This is a genomic window from Pseudomonas sp. MPB26 (assembly GCF_046605355.1).
GTDB lineage: Bacteria > Pseudomonadota > Gammaproteobacteria > Pseudomonadales > Pseudomonadaceae > Aquipseudomonas > Aquipseudomonas cedrina.
The window spans coordinates 4,593,293-4,608,713 of the sequence record NZ_CP176793.1; the positions used below are offsets into that span (position 1 = coordinate 4,593,293).

General features: G+C 63.5%; 19 protein-coding genes. 15 read left to right on the top strand and 4 right to left on the bottom strand.

What is annotated here, in order from left to right; all coding sequences use genetic code 11:
- The first annotated feature begins 26 nt into the window (after window positions 1-26).
- Window positions 27-362: a transcriptional regulator gene (locus ACLH0H_RS21260; RefSeq protein WP_076950442.1), complete on the top strand. Its 336-nt coding sequence runs from the start codon at window positions 27-29 to the stop codon at window positions 360-362.
- A 72-nt stretch (window positions 363-434) separates the two neighbouring features.
- Window positions 435-1,325 (top strand): pseudouridine synthase, encoded by an 891-nt coding sequence (locus tag ACLH0H_RS21265; protein ID WP_411379510.1) that lies wholly within the window; start codon window positions 435-437, stop codon window positions 1,323-1,325.
- 125 nt (window positions 1,326-1,450) lie between these two features.
- Here ACLH0H_RS21265 and ACLH0H_RS21270 read toward each other — a convergent pair whose 3' ends face one another.
- Window positions 1,451-1,672: a YgdI/YgdR family lipoprotein gene (locus tag ACLH0H_RS21270; RefSeq protein WP_010211805.1), complete on the bottom strand. Its 222-nt coding sequence runs from the start codon at window positions 1,670-1,672 to the stop codon at window positions 1,451-1,453.
- A 79-nt stretch (window positions 1,673-1,751) separates the two neighbouring features.
- The gene (gene mobA, locus ACLH0H_RS21275; protein WP_411379511.1) at window positions 1,752-2,354 is read right to left on the bottom strand and encodes a molybdenum cofactor guanylyltransferase MobA; all 603 of its coding nucleotides are present in this window, start codon (window positions 2,352-2,354) and stop codon (window positions 1,752-1,754) included.
- Window positions 2,355-2,430: 76 nt separating this feature from the next.
- Between mobA and moaB the strand changes: the two genes are divergently transcribed.
- Together moaB and glp are read left to right on the top strand one after the other, a co-directional pair.
- Entirely contained in the window at window positions 2,431-2,970 is a 540-nt protein-coding gene (gene moaB, locus ACLH0H_RS21280) for a molybdenum cofactor biosynthesis protein B (protein WP_076950445.1), read from the top strand.
- Complete coding sequence (gene glp, locus ACLH0H_RS21285) at window positions 2,954-4,180, top strand: gephyrin-like molybdotransferase Glp (RefSeq protein WP_411379512.1); 1,227 nt, start codon at window positions 2,954-2,956, stop codon at window positions 4,178-4,180. The genes moaB and glp overlap by 17 nt, the downstream gene beginning before the upstream one ends.
- A 705-nt stretch (window positions 4,181-4,885) precedes the next feature.
- Here the strand turns inward: glp and ACLH0H_RS21290 are convergent.
- Entirely contained in the window at window positions 4,886-5,215 is a 330-nt protein-coding gene (locus tag ACLH0H_RS21290; RefSeq protein ID WP_411379513.1) for an EscU/YscU/HrcU family type III secretion system export apparatus switch protein, read from the bottom strand.
- A complete protein-coding gene (locus ACLH0H_RS21295) occupies window positions 5,212-6,789 on the bottom strand; it encodes a flagellar hook-length control protein FliK (RefSeq protein ID WP_411379514.1) in 1,578 nt (525 codons plus the stop codon). The genes ACLH0H_RS21290 and ACLH0H_RS21295 overlap by 4 nt, the downstream gene beginning before the upstream one ends.
- Before the next feature lie 200 nt (window positions 6,790-6,989).
- Between ACLH0H_RS21295 and ccmA the strand changes: the two genes are divergently transcribed.
- The 11 genes from ccmA (at window position 6,990) to phnN (ending at window position 15,269) form a co-directional block, all read left to right on the top strand.
- Window positions 6,990-7,625, top strand: a complete 636-nt coding sequence (gene ccmA / locus ACLH0H_RS21300) for a cytochrome c biogenesis heme-transporting ATPase CcmA (protein WP_411379515.1) — start codon at window positions 6,990-6,992, stop codon at window positions 7,623-7,625.
- On the top strand, window positions 7,622-8,290 hold the full coding sequence (gene ccmB, locus ACLH0H_RS21305; protein ID WP_411379516.1) for a heme exporter protein CcmB: 669 nt from the start codon (window positions 7,622-7,624) through the stop codon (window positions 8,288-8,290). Before ccmA ends, ccmB begins: the two co-directional genes overlap by 4 nt.
- Before the next feature lie 84 nt (window positions 8,291-8,374).
- A complete protein-coding gene (locus ACLH0H_RS21310; RefSeq protein ID WP_076950449.1) occupies window positions 8,375-9,130 on the top strand; it encodes a heme ABC transporter permease in 756 nt (251 codons plus the stop codon).
- Window positions 9,127-9,303, top strand: coding sequence for a heme exporter protein CcmD (gene ccmD / locus ACLH0H_RS21315; RefSeq protein ID WP_061435869.1), 177 nt, complete (start codon window positions 9,127-9,129; stop codon window positions 9,301-9,303). Before ACLH0H_RS21310 ends, ccmD begins: the two co-directional genes overlap by 4 nt.
- A complete protein-coding gene (ccmE, locus tag ACLH0H_RS21320; RefSeq protein WP_076950450.1) occupies window positions 9,300-9,767 on the top strand; it encodes a cytochrome c maturation protein CcmE in 468 nt (155 codons plus the stop codon). The genes ccmD and ccmE overlap by 4 nt, the downstream gene beginning before the upstream one ends.
- A gap of 3 nt (window positions 9,768-9,770) precedes the next feature.
- A complete protein-coding gene (locus ACLH0H_RS21325; RefSeq protein WP_411379517.1) occupies window positions 9,771-11,759 on the top strand; it encodes a heme lyase CcmF/NrfE family subunit in 1,989 nt (662 codons plus the stop codon).
- Window positions 11,756-12,292 carry a DsbE family thiol:disulfide interchange protein gene (locus ACLH0H_RS21330; RefSeq protein WP_411379518.1) on the top strand — a complete coding sequence of 179 codons (537 nt, stop codon included), beginning with the start codon at window positions 11,756-11,758 and terminating at the stop codon, window positions 12,290-12,292. The genes ACLH0H_RS21325 and ACLH0H_RS21330 overlap by 4 nt, the downstream gene beginning before the upstream one ends.
- Window positions 12,289-12,762, top strand: coding sequence for a cytochrome c-type biogenesis protein (locus tag ACLH0H_RS21335; protein ID WP_411379519.1), 474 nt, complete (start codon window positions 12,289-12,291; stop codon window positions 12,760-12,762). Before ACLH0H_RS21330 ends, ACLH0H_RS21335 begins: the two co-directional genes overlap by 4 nt.
- Window positions 12,755-13,939 carry a c-type cytochrome biogenesis protein CcmI gene (gene ccmI / locus ACLH0H_RS21340; protein ID WP_411379520.1) on the top strand — a complete coding sequence of 395 codons (1,185 nt, stop codon included), beginning with the start codon at window positions 12,755-12,757 and terminating at the stop codon, window positions 13,937-13,939. Before ACLH0H_RS21335 ends, ccmI begins: the two co-directional genes overlap by 8 nt.
- Before the next feature lie 16 nt (window positions 13,940-13,955).
- A complete protein-coding gene (locus ACLH0H_RS21345; protein WP_411379521.1) occupies window positions 13,956-14,351 on the top strand; it encodes a hypothetical protein in 396 nt (131 codons plus the stop codon).
- A 345-nt stretch (window positions 14,352-14,696) separates the two neighbouring features.
- Entirely contained in the window at window positions 14,697-15,269 is a 573-nt protein-coding gene (gene phnN, locus ACLH0H_RS21350; RefSeq protein ID WP_411379522.1) for a phosphonate metabolism protein/1,5-bisphosphokinase (PRPP-forming) PhnN, read from the top strand.
- Window positions 15,270-15,421: the final 152 nt, after the last annotated feature.

The window sequence follows — 15,421 nt, forward strand, 5'->3', positions numbered from 1 at the left end:
ACAGCGATTGAATAGAGGGAACGCCCGTGGTGAATGTTGAACAACTGAAAAGCAGCGTCAATCGCATGTCCGCCGATGTCGTGCGCGACGCGGTGAACGAGCTGCGCCTCGATGGCCTGGTCACGGAAGGCAAGACGCCGTTTAATAAAGTGCATTTTAATACCTGCTTCGCCGAGATCGAGGCGCTGTTCCAGCGCGCCGGCTATCACAAGCAACTGGATGTGGTGGGTTACCAGGGATTGCTGTACGCGTTATACGATCCGGGCCGCTGGGAAGCGGTGGACGTATTGCGCTGGCTCAAGGAATTCACCGAGGCCGCGAGTGCCTCAAAGATCCTGCGGCCCGAGTTGCTCAAGGCCTGAGATAGGCCCTAGGCTCAATCCCGCTCCATGCGGGATAATGCCCGCCTGTTTTTTCCAGGTTCGAGCAGGTTCATGTCCACATCCGGTTTTTCCGCGTCCCAGCACCAAGCCAGCACCTTGTACTTGCCGCCCGGCGCCTGGACGACAGTGCTCGATTGCCTGTGCGAACACTTCCCGGCGATTGGCCGTGAGCACTGGCTGGACCGTATCGCCCGAGGCCGGGTGCTGGACATCAACGGCAGCCCGATCGCCCTGGACCTGGCCTACAAGGAAGGCCTGTGCGTCTACTACTTCCGGGAAGTGCCGAACGAGAAGGTAATCCCGGTGCAGGAGGCCATCCTGTATGCCGACGAGCATCTGGTGGTCGCGGACAAACCGCACTTCCTGCCCGTGACGCCGGCCGGTGAGTACGTCGAACAGACTTTGCTGCGCCGCCTGATTCGTCGTCTGGACAATCCGTCGCTGGTTCCCTTGCATCGCATCGACCGGCATACGGCGGGGTTGGTGCTGTTCTCGGCCAACCCGGCCAGCCGTTCCGCGTATCAACAACTGTTTCCCACGCGCAAGATCGATAAATACTACGAAGCCATCGCCCCAGCCTTGCCTGACCTGACGTTCCCCCTGGTGCATAAAAGCCGCCTGGTCGATGGCGAACCGTTTTTTCGCATGCAGGAAGGCGACGGTATCGCCAACACCAAAACAGCCGTGGAGGTGCGAGAAAAGAACGGCAACCTGTGGCGCTACGGCTTGTTTCCGGTGACGGGCAAGAAGCACCAGTTGCGCGTGCACATGACCGCGCTTGGCGCGAGTATCTGCAACGACCCGTTCTACCCTGACGTGCTCAAGGACGCCGTGGACGACTACGCTAACCCGCTGAAACTGCTGGCCCAGGGCGTGCGCTTCATCGACCCGGTCACAGGTCACGAGCGTGTCTTTCGCAGCCGGATCAGCCTCGACTGGTAAGCGCCGGAAACGACAAGGCCCGCGCGAGGCGGGCCTTGGGTTAACCGGATAGCTGGGGCTTTCTGATACTGCGCGGCGTCCTGTTTAGGGCGGCTTCGCCACCCAGCGCGGGGCAAGCCCGCTCACTACAGGTCTTTAACGGTGCGAACCTGGTCTTTGTTGATTCGGGTGCGCTTGCCGTCAAGTTGTTCGAATTCGTAGAAACCCGAATCTTCGTTGTATTTCGGGGTGTCGACGGCCTGGATTTCGCGACCGTCATTCAGGGTGATCACTGTCGGCGAGGCGCAACCGGCGAGGGTAGCGAGGCCCAGTGCAAGCATGAGAGCGGCGATGGTCCGTTGAGTCATGGGTGTGTCTCCGAGAGAATACTTTTTAAATGCTGACCTTGTGACGCGTGAAGCGCCGACAAAGTTCCTTGTGCGAGGTTCATTCTGACACGCCCGAGCGCGTCTTTAACAGCGCCGGCGTGTTCAGGTTGGCCAGGCGCGGGTCGTCCGCCGGGCACTCAAGGCCCAAGCCGCCCAGTTGCAGGAAGAGCTTGCGCGGGCTGCGTTCCCCGGCGTGCCAGGCGCTGTCCACCGCGTCGCGCAGGGCGGTCGGGATGATGCAGATCAGCGGTTCCCAGAACTCGCCATGGCGCACCATCACAGGCAGCAGCGGGTGCTGCTGCGCCATCTCACGCAGGTCGGCGAGCAGTCGGTCGTCGAGATTCGGCACGTCGCACGGCACAATCAGCAGGTGCCCGTGGCGCGCGACAGTGAGTCCCGCACGGATACCTGCGAGCGGGCCGGGAAAGTCCGGGCTGTCGTCATTCACCAGCCGGTCGGCATACACCGCGTACTGTTGCGGGTTGCGGTTGCAGGAGATGATCAGGTCATCCGTGAGCGGCCGCACCACGCGCTGTAAATGCGCGATCAGGGGTTGGCCGCGCCATTCCAGCAGGCCTTTGTCCTGGCCGCCCATGCGTTGGCCGCGGCCACCGGACAGCAGCAGGACCGAACAGGGCAGGGGGGATGAATCGATAGGCATGGTGGTTCCGCAGCGGCAGCAAAAGGGGGGCCTGTGATATAACATCGGGCTGTTCCTTCGACAACCGGACCGTGCCATGAACGCCAAGGCAGATGCGCCCTTCGTACCCCTGAATATCGCCGTATTGACCGTCAGCGACACCCGTACCCTGGAAACCGATACGTCCGGCCAGGTCTTCGTCGACCGCCTGACCGCCGCCGGCCACAGGCTGGCCGAGCGCGTGCTGCTCAAGGACGACCTCTACAAGATCCGCGCCCAGGTCGCCCACTGGATCGCCGAAGACGTAGTGCAGGTGGTGCTCATCACTGGCGGCACCGGCTTCACCGGCCGTGACAGCACGCCCGAAGCCGTGAGTTGCCTGCTGGATAAACAGGTCGATGGTTTTGGCGAACTGTTCCGCCAGATTTCCGTGGCCGATATCGGCACCTCCACCGTGCAATCCCGCGCCCTGGCCGGCCTGGCCAACGGCACCCTGGTGTGCTGCCTGCCGGGTTCCACCAATGCGGTGCGCACCGGTTGGGACGGCATCCTCGCCGAGCAGTTGGACAACCGTCACCGCCCGTGCAATTTCGTGCCGCACCTCAAACAGGCCGAGCCTTGTGAATCCCGTGGGTAAGCCCGGCAAGAGCGGCGCGCTGATGCCGGTCGAAGACGCGCTGGAGCAACTGCTGGCCATGGCCGCAGCCGCGCCGATCCGCGAGCGGGAAACCCTGGCGCTGGCCGATTGCGACGGTCGCGTCCTGGCGCAAGACCTGATCTCCACCCTCGACCTGCCACCCTGGCCGAACAGCGCCATGGACGGTTACGCCCTGCGTCTGTCGGACTGGACCGGCGAGCCGCTGGTGGTCAGCCAGCGCATCTTCGCAGGCGCTGTACCGCTGCCATTGGCCGCAGGCACCTGCGCGCGCATCTTCACCGGCGCGCCGGTACCCGAAGGTGCCGACTGTGTGCAAATGCAAGAAAACGCCGTGGTCCACGCTGATGATCGGGTGGGCTTTACCGAGCCGTTGCGGGCTGGCCAGAACATACGTCCCCAGGGCCAGGAAACCACCGTCGGTGAATGTGTCCTGTCGGCCGGCACGCGCCTGGGCCCGATCGAACTGGGGCTCGCCGCCTCACTCGGCCGTGACAGGCTGGAAGTAGTCCGCCGCCCACGCGTGGCGGTGCTGTCTACCGGCGACGAGCTGATCGAGCCGGGCTTGCCGCTGGGCTCCGGCCAGATCTACAACAGCAACCGACGGGTGCTGTGTACATGGCTCACGCGCATGGGCTGCGAAGTCATCGACGCCGGCATCCTGCCCGATGACCTGGAACACACCCGCACACGCCTGGCCGAGCTGGGCGGCGTTGACCTGATCCTGTCGACCGGCGGTGTGTCGGTGGGCGAGGCGGATTTTCTCGGTATCGCCCTGCGTGAGGAGGGAGAGCTGGCCTTGTGGAAACTGGCGATCAAGCCGGGCAAGCCGCTGACCTTCGGCCACTTCCGTGGTGTGCCGGTAATCGGCCTGCCGGGCAATCCGGCGTCGACCCTGGTGACGTTCGCCCTGCTGGCACGCCCTTATCTGCTGCGTCGCCAAGGCGTGCAAGACGTCGAGCCACTACGCTTTGAAGTGCCGGTGGGGTTTACCTGGCCCAAGCCGGGCAACCGCCGCGAATACCTGCGCGGGCGCATCGAGCAAGGCAAGGCGATCATCTACCGCAACCAGAGTTCCGGCGTGCTGAGGAGTGCGGCGTGGGCGGAGGGGTTTGTGGAAGTGCTGGAAGGGACGACCCTGGAGGTTGGCGACCGGGTCAACTTCATTCCCCTGAGTGAAGTCCTCAACTGACCCTGCACCTCCAAGGTGGGAGCTGGGTGCGTACAGGAGACTTTCAACCTTTTAAAGTTTTAGGGACCTAGGGCTATCGCAGCATGGGTATCTACACAACTTTCAACGGTGTGTGGCGAGGAGCTTGCTTGGCGGCCTTCGGGCCGACCGTTTTTTTGGGCTTGACCGAGTACATATCCGTTGCTGCGGTAACGGCGGCTTAGGGTTCCGCCCTTACGGCGGGTCACTTTTTGAAGAGCGCAAAAAGTAACCAAAAACGCTTCGCCCCACCACTCGGTGCCTCGCCTAGGCTCGGCATGCCCGTAATCCGACATTGATTTTGGGGGCCGCCGCCACGCGCCATCCATGGCGCGGGGCGGCTAAACCGGCGTCCTGCCGGTTTACCCCCCAAATCACTGTCGAATTCCGGCCAGCGTGGTTGACGGGGCGCCCCAGATCAAGATCAAAAACAAAGCGCGGCGGCCTTCGAGCCGACCGGTATTCATGTCGAACTCGGTTCAAAATGTGGGAGCTGTCGAGCCCCAGCGAGGCTGCGAAGGCGGCGGCACTGCTGGCATTTTTTTCGCCTGACCCACCGCTTTCGCAGCCTCGCTAAGGCTCGACAGCTCCCACAGGGAGATTGGTCAACTGAAAGTTGTGTAGATACCCATGGCTATCGCAGGCAAGCCAGCTCCCACAGTCGGATCGATGTGAGTCCGATAAAACTCAGTAATCATCCCCACGTTCGGTCACGTCGCGCTCGACCGGCGCGGCGTGTGGGTCATACCCCACCGGGAACTTGCCCTTCAACGTCCACGCAAACGCGATGATCTCGGCAATCGTGCGGTACAGCTCTTCCGGGATGCTGTCGCCCAGTTCCATGCGCGCCAGCAGCTTCACCAGCTCGGCGTTTTCGTAGATGGGCACTTCGTTTTCCCGTGCCAGTTTCAGGATGGCTTCGGCCAGGGCGTCATCGCCCTTGGCCGTCAGGGTCGGGGCTTGTTGTCCATCGTATTTAAGCGCAATCGCCTGGCGCGGTGGGGTGGAATGGTTCATGCGGTTTCATCCACCCAGCGTTGCTCCAACCCGGTTTTTGGCCCGCGTGGCGGGGTGCCGAGGTGGCAGTCGAGATCGCCGACGTTGAGGCCCGACGTCACCAGGCGTTCGCGCAGGCTGCCCAAGTGGCTTTCGATCAAGCTGGCGGTGAACGGCCGAGTGGCCCACAGCTGGCTGGACAGTTTGCCCTGGCTCAGTTGCGCCTGGACCTGCAACGGACCCAGCGGCTCCATGTCGAAGGCCAGTTCGACGCGCCAGAGCATCTGTTTGGCGTCTTTCTTTTCTTTGCGTTCGGGCTGGTCCTTCTCCGGCGCGGGTTCTTCGCGCTGGAACTTGACCTGCAATGGCACGATGTCCTGCAGGGTGCGCATGGGAATCTCCAATTGCCAAGTGGTTTGCAGGCGGCCGTCGGCGGTGGTGCCGGTCTGCTCCAGGCTCGACAGCTGATGGCTCTGCAACCGCGAAATCGCCCCGGCAGCCAGGCGCAGCAGGTTTTCCAGGTCGCCTTCGCCTTCCAGCTTGCCCATCAGTCGCTCGGGCAGCGGGAAGCTGGCCGGCGCCTGCCGTGCGCTGACTTGGCCAAGGGTATTGAGCGGGCTGCGGACAAAGTTGGGCAACATCTGCGCCAGCGTGTTGGCGGCGAGGATGGCATTCAGATTGGTGCTGACGGGCAGGGCGGGCACCAGATCGGCGATCAGGCGCAGCAAGGCGCCTTTCATGTCCAGCGGCGGTACTTGCGGATTTTGCCCGGCGAGCAATTTGGCCTCCAGGAAGGCCCCGCTGTTCTGGATCACTTGGGCCAGCACCTTGGGGTTGCTCACCTGTGCCAGGTCCGGCAACGCAGCCAGCAAGCGATCGGCGGCGGCGCGCAGGTCGGCGGAGGTGCTGTCGCCGCGCGGCAGGTTCTGCAGCGCAGTGAACACCGCATCCAGCGAGCCTTGGCGACTTTGCTGGGTGGAGAGTTGCTGCGTGATTGCCAATTGATCCTTGAGCCCGCTCAACGGCACGAAATTCAGGGTCTGCGCGTTCTGCACCACGGCACTGAGCAAACTGCCCACGCGCAAGGGTTGCGGGCTTTCCAGCGTCAGCGTCGCCCCGGCCAGGGCGTTATTGAGTACCGTCACCAGCGACCGGTAGATCGCCGGTTGCGCGGTGCCCTGGGGCAGCATCTGGGTGGTCAGCACCTTGGCTTGCAGCAGAGTGCCTTCCGGTATCTTGGCGGTATCGATGCGCGTGAGGGCCGCCACATTCGCGCTCAACGCCTGTTGCAGGCTTAGGGTCAGGTTGCCGGCGGGCGTCTGGCTCACCGCCACGTTACTGCCCAGCGGCAAGGGTTGGGCGCTGCTGGCCTGCACCAGGGTCTGGCGGCCGCCTTCCAGGGTCAGCTTGAGCAGCAGTTGAAAAGCTTCACCGCCTTGCTTGAGGGCGATGACTTCGGCATTCGCGGTTTTCCCAGGGTCAATCAAGCCGATCTGCGGCTCCAGCAATTTCAGCAAGGCGCCTGCCGCGGGCGCGGGCGTTTGCCCGGCGGCCGGCGTGGGAGGGAGCGTAGGAAGGTTGATCTCGCCGGTCATCGTGCGCATCGTCTCTGGGGAAATTGCCCTCTTTAGCGTAGGGCATCGCATGTATAATGCCGCCCGTCTGCAAAGAGAGCGCTAAAAACCTCACAACTATTTGATCCAGCTCTCTAAAATCGGTCGCCAAAGCCGTTATTGTGCTTCTTTCTATAACGGCCGCTGCACCGCCGACTTGAACCGTAAAGGCCCGCGATCTCTTGACCAGCCCTCTTCTTGAAGCCGTAGCGCTCTCCTGTGAACGCGACCTGCGCCTGCTGTTCGAGCACCTTGAGCTGCGGCTGGCCGGCGGCGACATGGTGCAAGTCAGCGGCCCCAACGGCAGCGGCAAGACCAGCTTGCTGCGCCTGCTGGCCGGGCTGATGCAGCCGACGGCCGGAGAGGTTCGACTCAACGGCAAGCCCCTCGACCAACAGCGCACGGAACTTGCGCGCAACTTGATCTGGATCGGCCACGCCGCCGGTATCAAGGACGTGCTGAGCGCCGAAGAGAACCTCAGTTGGCTTGGCGCCCTGCATCATCGTGCCTCCCGTGATGCCATCTGGCAGGCCCTTGCCGCCGTCGGCCTCAAGGGTTTCGAGGACGTCCCCTGCCACACCCTGTCCGCCGGCCAACAGCGCCGCGTGGCCCTGGCGCGTTTGTACCTGCCGGGACCGCCGCTGTGGATTCTCGACGAACCTTTCACGGCCCTCGACAAACACGGCGTCGCCCAGTTGGAAGAACATTTGGCCCGACACTGCGAGCAGGGCGGCCTGGCGGTGCTCACCACCCACCACACCCTGGCCCGCGTGCCCGCCGGTTACCGTGACCTGGACCTGGGGCGGTGGTTGCCGTGAGTGTGTTCGGTCTGTTGGTTGCCCGTGAGGCCCGCTTGCTGTGTCGTCGCCCGGCCGAGTTGGCCAACCCGCTGGTATTCTTTGCCATCGTGATTGCGTTGTTCCCTTTGGCGGTGGGGCCGGAGACTAAACTGTTGCAAACCTTGTCTCCTGGACTGGTGTGGGTCGCGGCGCTGTTATCGGTATTGCTCTCGCTGGACGGGCTGTTTCGCAGCGATTTCGAAGACGGTTCCCTCGAACAGTGGGTCCTTTCGCCGCACCCCCTGCCACTTCTGGTACTGGCCAAGGTACTGGCACACTGGGCTTTTTCCGGGCTGGCGCTGGTGCTGCTCTCGCCGTTGCTGGCGATGATGCTAGGGTTGCCCGGCGAGTGCCTGCCGGTGTTGCTCCTGTCGCTGCTGCTCGGCACGCCCACCCTGAGCCTGCTGGGCGCGGTGGGCGCGGCATTGACCGTGGGTTTGAAGCGCGGTGGCCTGCTGTTGGCCCTGCTGATCTTGCCTTTGTATATCCCGGTGTTGATCCTGGGCAGCGGCGCTTTGCAAGCCGCGCTCATGGGCATGCCGGCGACCGGTTACCTCCTGTGGCTGGGTAGCCTGACCGCCCTGGCGGTAACCCTGACACCCTTTGCTATAGCGGCCGGCCTGAAGATCAGCGTCGGCGAATAATGAGGTCTGACCAAGCGTTATGTCTGGTCAGTAAAGACCCTAGGCTTCTTGCAACGACAAGAAGCACCCGTGATGGAAACAGCAATGAACTGGACCTGGTTTCACAAGCTCGGCTCGCCCAAATGGTTCTACGGCATCAGCGGCAGGCTGCTGCCGTGGTTGAGTGTCGCCGCGATGTTGCTGATCGGCATCGGCCTGGTCTGGGGCCTGGCCTTCGCGCCGCCGGACTACCAGCAAGGCAACAGCTTTCGCATCATCTATATCCACGTGCCCGCCGCGATGCTGGCCCAGTCCTGCTACGTGATGCTGGCGGTGTGCGGTGTCGTCGGCCTGGTCTGGAAGATGAAGCTTGCGGACGTGGCCCTGCAGTGCGCCGCGCCCATCGGTGCGTGGATGACCGCCGTGGCGCTGGTCACTGGTGCGATCTGGGGCAAGCCCACCTGGGGTTCGTGGTGGGTGTGGGATGCGCGACTAACGTCCATGTTGATCCTGCTGTTCCTGTACTTCGGTCTGATTGCCCTGGGCAACGCAATCAGCAATCGTGACAGCGCCGCCAAGGCCTGCGCGGTGCTGGCGATTGTCGGTGTGATCAACATCCCGATCATCAAGTACTCGGTGGAGTGGTGGAACACCCTGCACCAGGGCGCCACCTTCACCCTCACCGAAAAACCGGCGATGCCCGTGGAGATGTGGGCGCCGCTGCTGCTGATGGTGCTGGGGTTCTATTGCTTCTTCGGCGCCGTGCTGCTGATGCGCATGCGCCTTGAAGTGCTCAAACGTGAAGCCCGCGCCAGCTGGGTCAAGGCCGAAGTGCAAAACAGCCTGGGGGCGCGTGCATGAGTTTTGCTTCTTTCAGCGAGTTTCTCGCCATGGGCCATCACGGCCTTTATGTCTGGACGGCCTACGGTATCTGCCTGGCGGTGCTGGCCCTCAACGTCGCCGCGCCGATCCTGGCCCGCAAGCGTTACCTGCAACAAGAGGCGCGTCGTCTGCGCCGGGAGACCGAAAAGTGAATCCGCTGCGTAGAAAGCGTCTGTTGATCATCCTTGCCATCCTGGCCGGCGTCGGCATTGCCGTGGCTCTGGCCTTGAGCGCCTTGCAGCAGAACATCAACCTGTTCTACACCCCGACCCAGATCGCCAACGGCGAAGCGCCCGTCGATACGCGCATACGCGCCGGCGGCATGGTGGAGAAGGGCTCCTTGAAGCGCTCCGGCGATTCCCTGGACGTGACCTTCGTGGTCACCGACTTCAGCAAATCCGTGACCATCACCTACCGCGGCATCCTCCCGGACCTGTTCCGCGAAGGCCAGGGCATCGTCGCCCTGGGCAAGCTCAACGCCGACGGTGTGGTAGTGGCCGACGAGGTCCTGGCCAAGCACGATGAAAAATACATGCCGCCGGAAGTGACCAAGGCTTTGAAAGACAGCGGCCAATCCGCTCCTGGCTTAAATTCAAAGCCTGCGAAGGAGGGCTAAGTGATGACGTCCGCACTGTTCATTCCGGAACTGGGCCAGTTGGCGATGATCCTCGCCCTGTGCTTCGCCATGGTCCAGGCCGTGGTGCCGTTGCTCGGCGCCTGGCGCGGCGACCGCCTGTGGATGAGCCTGGCGCAGCCGGCCGCCTGGGGCCAGTTCGCCTTTTTGCTGTTCGCATTTGGTTGTCTGACTTACGCCTTTATGACTGACGATTTTTCCGTCGCCTATGTCGCCAATAACTCCAACAGCGCCTTGCCCTGGTACTACAAGTTCAGCGCCGTGTGGGGCGCCCACGAAGGCTCGTTGCTGCTGTGGGCGCTGATCCTCGGCGGCTGGACCTTCGCCGTGTCGGTGTTCTCGCGGCAACTGCCGCAAGTCATGTTGGCCCGTGTGCTGGCGGTGATGGGCATGATCAGCATCGGCTTCCTGCTGTTCCTGATCATGACCTCCAACCCGTTCAGCCGCATCCTGCCGCAGATCCCGGTGGACGGTCACGACCTCAACCCGCTGCTGCAGGACATTGGCCTGATCGTGCACCCGCCGATGCTCTACATGGGGTACGTGGGGTTCTCGGTGGCGTTCGCCTTTGCCATCGCCGCCTTGCTCGGCGGCCGCCTGGATGCGGCCTGGGCGCGCTGGTCGCGGCCATGGACTATCGTCGCCTGGGCGTTCCTCGGCATTGGTATTACCTTGGGCTCCTGGTGGGCCTACTACGAACTCGGCTGGGGCGGCTGGTGGTTCTGGGACCCGGTGGAAAACGCCTCCTTCATGCCCTGGCTGGTCGGCACCGCCTTGATTCACTCGCTGGCCGTCACCGAAAAGCGCGGCGTGTTCAAGAGCTGGACCGTGCTGCTGGCCATCGCCGCGTTTTCCCTCAGCCTGCTCGGCACTTTCCTTGTGCGTTCGGGCGTGCTGACCTCGGTGCATGCGTTTGCCTCTGATCCTGCGCGCGGCGTGTTCATCCTGATCTTCCTGCTGTTTGTGGTCGGCGGCTCGCTGACGTTGTTCGCGTTGCGCGCGCCGGTGGTCAAGAGTCAGGTCGGCTTCAACCTGTGGTCGCGGGAAACCCTGCTGCTGGGCAACAACCTGGTGCTGGTGGTGGCCGCGTCGATGATCCTGCTCGGTACCCTGTATCCGCTGGTGCTGGATGCCTTGAGCGGCGCCAAATTGTCCGTCGGCCCGCCGTACTTCAACGCGCTGTTTATTCCGCTGATGGGCCTGTTGATGGTGGTGATGGCCGTCGGCATGCTGGTGCGCTGGAAAGACACCCCTGTCAAATGGCTGGCAGGCATGCTGATGCCGGTGTTGCTGGGCAGCGTGGCCCTGGCGGTGATCGCAGGTGTCGCCTATGGCGACTTCAACTGGGCGGTGCTCGCTACTTTCCTGCTTGCGGCCTGGGTGTTGCTGGCCGGCGTGCGCGATATCGCCGACAAGACTCGCCACAAGGGCCTGCTCAAAGGTCTGCCGACTTTGACCCGCAGCTACTGGGGCATGCAGATCGCGCATATCGGCATCGCCGTGTGTGCCCTGGGCGTGGTGCTCTCCAGCCAGAACAGCGCCGAGCGCGACCTGCGTCTGGCGCCGGGCGAGTCCATGGACCTGGGCGGTTACCAGTTCATCTTCGAAGGCGCCAGGCACTTTGAAGGGCCCAACTTCACGTCCGACAAAGGCACCGTGCGCGTCGTGCGCAACGGCACGCAAATCGCCGTGCTGCACCCGGAAAAACGCCTGTATACCGTGCAGAGTTCGATGATGACTGAAGCGGGCATCGACGCAGGCTTCACCCGTGACCTCTACGTGGCCCTGGGTGAACCCCTGGGCGAGGGGGCGTGGGCGGTGCGGGTGCATGTGAAGCCGTTCGTGCGTTGGATCTGGTTTGGCGGTTTGCTTACCGGGTTTGGTGGTTTGCTCGCGGCGCTGGACCGCAGGTATCGGGTCAAGGTCAAGAGCCGGGTGCGTGAAGCCCTCGGCCTGCAAGGAGCGGCGGTATGAAGCGTTGGTTGATGGTCGTGCCGCTGGCGTTGTTTCTGGTGGTGGCGGTGTTTCTGTATCGCGGTCTTTACCTGGACCCGGCCGAGTTGCCCTCAGCAATGATCGGCAAGCCGTTCCCGGCGTTTTCCCTGCCGACGGTACAGGGCGACAAGACCGTGACCGAGGCCGACCTGCGTGGCAAGCCGGCGCTGGTCAATGTGTGGGGCACCTGGTGCATCTCCTGCCGCGTCGAACACCCGGTGCTGAACAAGCTGGCCGAAAAGGGCGTGGTGATCTACGGCATCAACTACAAGGACGACAACGCGGCGGCCTTGAAGTGGCTGGCCGAGTTTCACAACCCGTATCAACTGGATATCCGCGATGAAGACGGCAACCTCGGCCTGAATCTCGGCGTCTATGGCGCGCCGGAAACCTTCTTCATCGACGCCAAGGGCGTGATCCGCGACAAGTATGTCGGTGTGATCGATGAGGTGGTGTGGCGCGAACAACTGGCCGCCAAGTACCAGGCGCTGGTCGACGAGGCCACGCCATGAAGCGTCTGCTCGCCGCTGCGGTGCTGGCGCTGGGATTGGCCGGCGTGGCCCAGGCCGCCATCGACACCTACGAATTCGCCAACGACGCCGAGCGTCAGCGCTTTCGCGACCTGACCAAGGAACTGCGCTGCCCCAAGTGCCAGAACCAAGACATCGCCGACTCCAATGCGCCCATCGCCACCGACCTGCGCCGGGAAATCTTCCGCATGCTGGGGGAGGGCAAGAATGACCAGCAGATCATCGACTTCATGGTCGACCGCTACGGTGATTTCGTGCGCTACAAACCGGCTCTCACCGGCAAGACCGCGTTGCTCTGGTTCGGCCCCGCCGGGCTGCTGCTGGCCGGCGTGGTGGTGATGGCGGTGATCGTGCGCCGCCGCCGCGCCGCGCCTGCCGATGGCGCCGACGCGCTGTCCCCTGAAGAGCGTAAACGCCTCGACCAATTGCTGGACACCAAGACTGATGATTGATTTCTGGCTCGCAGCCGGCTTGCTGCTTCTGATTGCCCTGAGTTTCCTGCTGATCCCCGTACTGCGTGGCCGCCGTGCCCAGCGCGAAGAAGACCGCACCGCGCTGAACGTGGCGCTCTACCAGGAGCGCGTCGCCGAACTGCAAGTGCAGCAGGACGAAGGCGTGCTGAATGCCGCGCAACTCGACAGCGGCCGCGCCGAAGCGGCCCGTGAATTGCTGGCCGATACCGAAGGCGTGGAAAAACCCCGCGAATCGCGCCTGGGCAAACCGCTGCCCTTGCTCGCTGCCGTGCTGGTCCCCGTGCTTGGCCTCGGCCTGTACCTGCACTTCGGCGCCAGCGACAAGGTCGAGCTGACCCGCGAATTCTCCCAGCCGCCGGTGTCCATGCAAGACATGACCCAGCGCCTGGAACGCGCCGCCGTGGCCCAACCGGATTCGGCCGAAGGCCTGTACTTCCTCGGCCGCGCTTATATGGCCCAGGATCGTCCGGCTGATGCCGCCAAAGTTTTCGAACGCACCGTGGCCCTGGCCGGCCGCCAGCCGGAACTGCTCGGCCAGTGGGCCCAGGCGCAGTACTTTGCCGACAACAAACAGTGGTCGCCCAAGGTCCAGGCGTTGACCGACGAAGCGTTAAAGCTCGATCCCAAGGAAGTCACCAGCCTCGGGCTGCTGGGGATCGCAGCCTTTGAAGGCCAGCGTTATCAGGAAGCGATCGACTACTGGAGCCGCCTGCTGGTGCAACTGCCAGCGCAGGACAACTCCCGCGCCGCACTGCAGGGCGGGATTGATCGCGCTGCGCAAAAGCTCAAGGAGAGCGGTGGCACTGTCGCGCAAAAAAGCGTCATGAAAGTGCGTGTAGATTTATCCGCCGAGGTCAAAGCCAAAGCCCTGCCGACCGACAGCGTATTCATCTTCGCCCGCGCCGTGAACGGCCCGCCGGCGCCGCTGGCGGCCAAGCGCGTCACTGTCGCCGAGCTGCCGGTCACCGTCGAACTGGGCGATGCCGACGCGATGATGCCGCAGTTGAAACTGTCCAACTTCCCTGAAGTCCAACTGGTTGCACGCATATCCCGGGCAGGTCTTCCGACCACGGGCGAGTGGATCGGCCGCAGCCAACCCCTGGCCAGCAGCACCACCGCGCTGCAGCAACTGACCATCGACACTCCGGACAAGTAATTTCGAGGAAACGCCCATGATCGCATTTGCACGCATCACCCTGCTCAGCCTGGTACTGGGCCTGAGCGCCTGTGCGGTCCACCGCCCACCTCCGGGGCCCACCGGCCCGACCATCCCGCCCTCGGGCCCTTCGACCCAGCCGAGCACCAAACCCTCCGGCCCGGTGACCCCGCCGCCGAAGCCGCTGCCGAGTAAGTCCCCGACCTTCGCCCCACCACCGGGCGCGGCCAGCCACTGGGACGGCAAGATGCAGGTGTATGTGCTCGACGACCAGCCCGATACGTTCTACCGCCAGCGCACGTACTACCGCTGGAGCAACGGCTGGAGCCGTTCGATCAGCCCCAACGGGCCGTGGGAAGAGACCAACGTGCAGGGCGTGCCGCCAGGGCTGAGCAAGCAGTACGCGCAATGACAACAGGCGACCTTCGGGTCGCCTTTTTTGTTGGCCTTGAAATACATCCTCTACATCAACGCGTAGCCAAATGTGGGAGCGGGCTTGCTCGCGAATGCAGTGTGTCAGTCACTGCATCCGTTGACTGAACCACCGCATTCGCGAGCAAGCCCGCTCCCACAGGAGATCATCTCAGCCCATCAGGACACAGGACACTCCAGATCCAGCGTTCCTGCATCAACAGCCGTGCCATCTCACCGGTCTGTACAACGGCCGTTACCAGTTTGATGGGCGCACCGAACGTAGTGCGCGGCGGGTGGTACTCCGGTAATGTGGCCGCGGTCGACAAGTGAAGAGGGTGTTTTGATGGCAGGCAGGTTGATCTATCTCATCGGGCCCTCCGGCTCGGGCAAGGACAGCCTGCTGGACGCCGCACGCGCACGCTTGGCCGAGCGCGGTTGCCGCATCGTGCGCCGCGTCATCACCCGCTCGGCCGAAGCGGTGGGCGAGGCGGCGCAGGGCGTCAGCCCGCAGCAGTTTGCCGCGATGCAGGCCGAGGGCGCGTTTGCCCTCAGTTGGCAGGCGAACGGCTTGTCTTACGGCATTCCCCGGCAGATCGACGACTGGCTGGCGGCGGGTGATGATGTGCTGGTCAACGGCTCCCGCGCGCACCTGGCGCAGACGCGCGAACGTTACCCGACGGCGTTGGTGCTGCTGCTGACGGTCGACCAGGCGGTGCTGCGCCAACGCTTGATCGCGCGCGGGCGTGAAGCGCTGGTGGATATCGAGGCGCGGCTAGCACGCAATGCGGGGTTTACCGCCGAGTTGATCACCGGCAATCGCGCGGGGTTGCTGGTGCTGGATAACTCCGGGCCCCTGGAACATACGGTAGAACGCCTGCTGTGTAGCCTCGACCACGGGAATTCGGCGCGCGCCTGACATGGCCATGGGTATCGACACGAACCTGTAGTGAGCGGGCTTGTCCCGCGCTGGGTGGCGAAGCCGCCCCAACCCAGGCGACTCGGTTCTAGCTGAAGCACCGCGGTGGCTTTATTGGGGCGGCTTCGCCCCCCAGCGCGGGACAAGCCCGC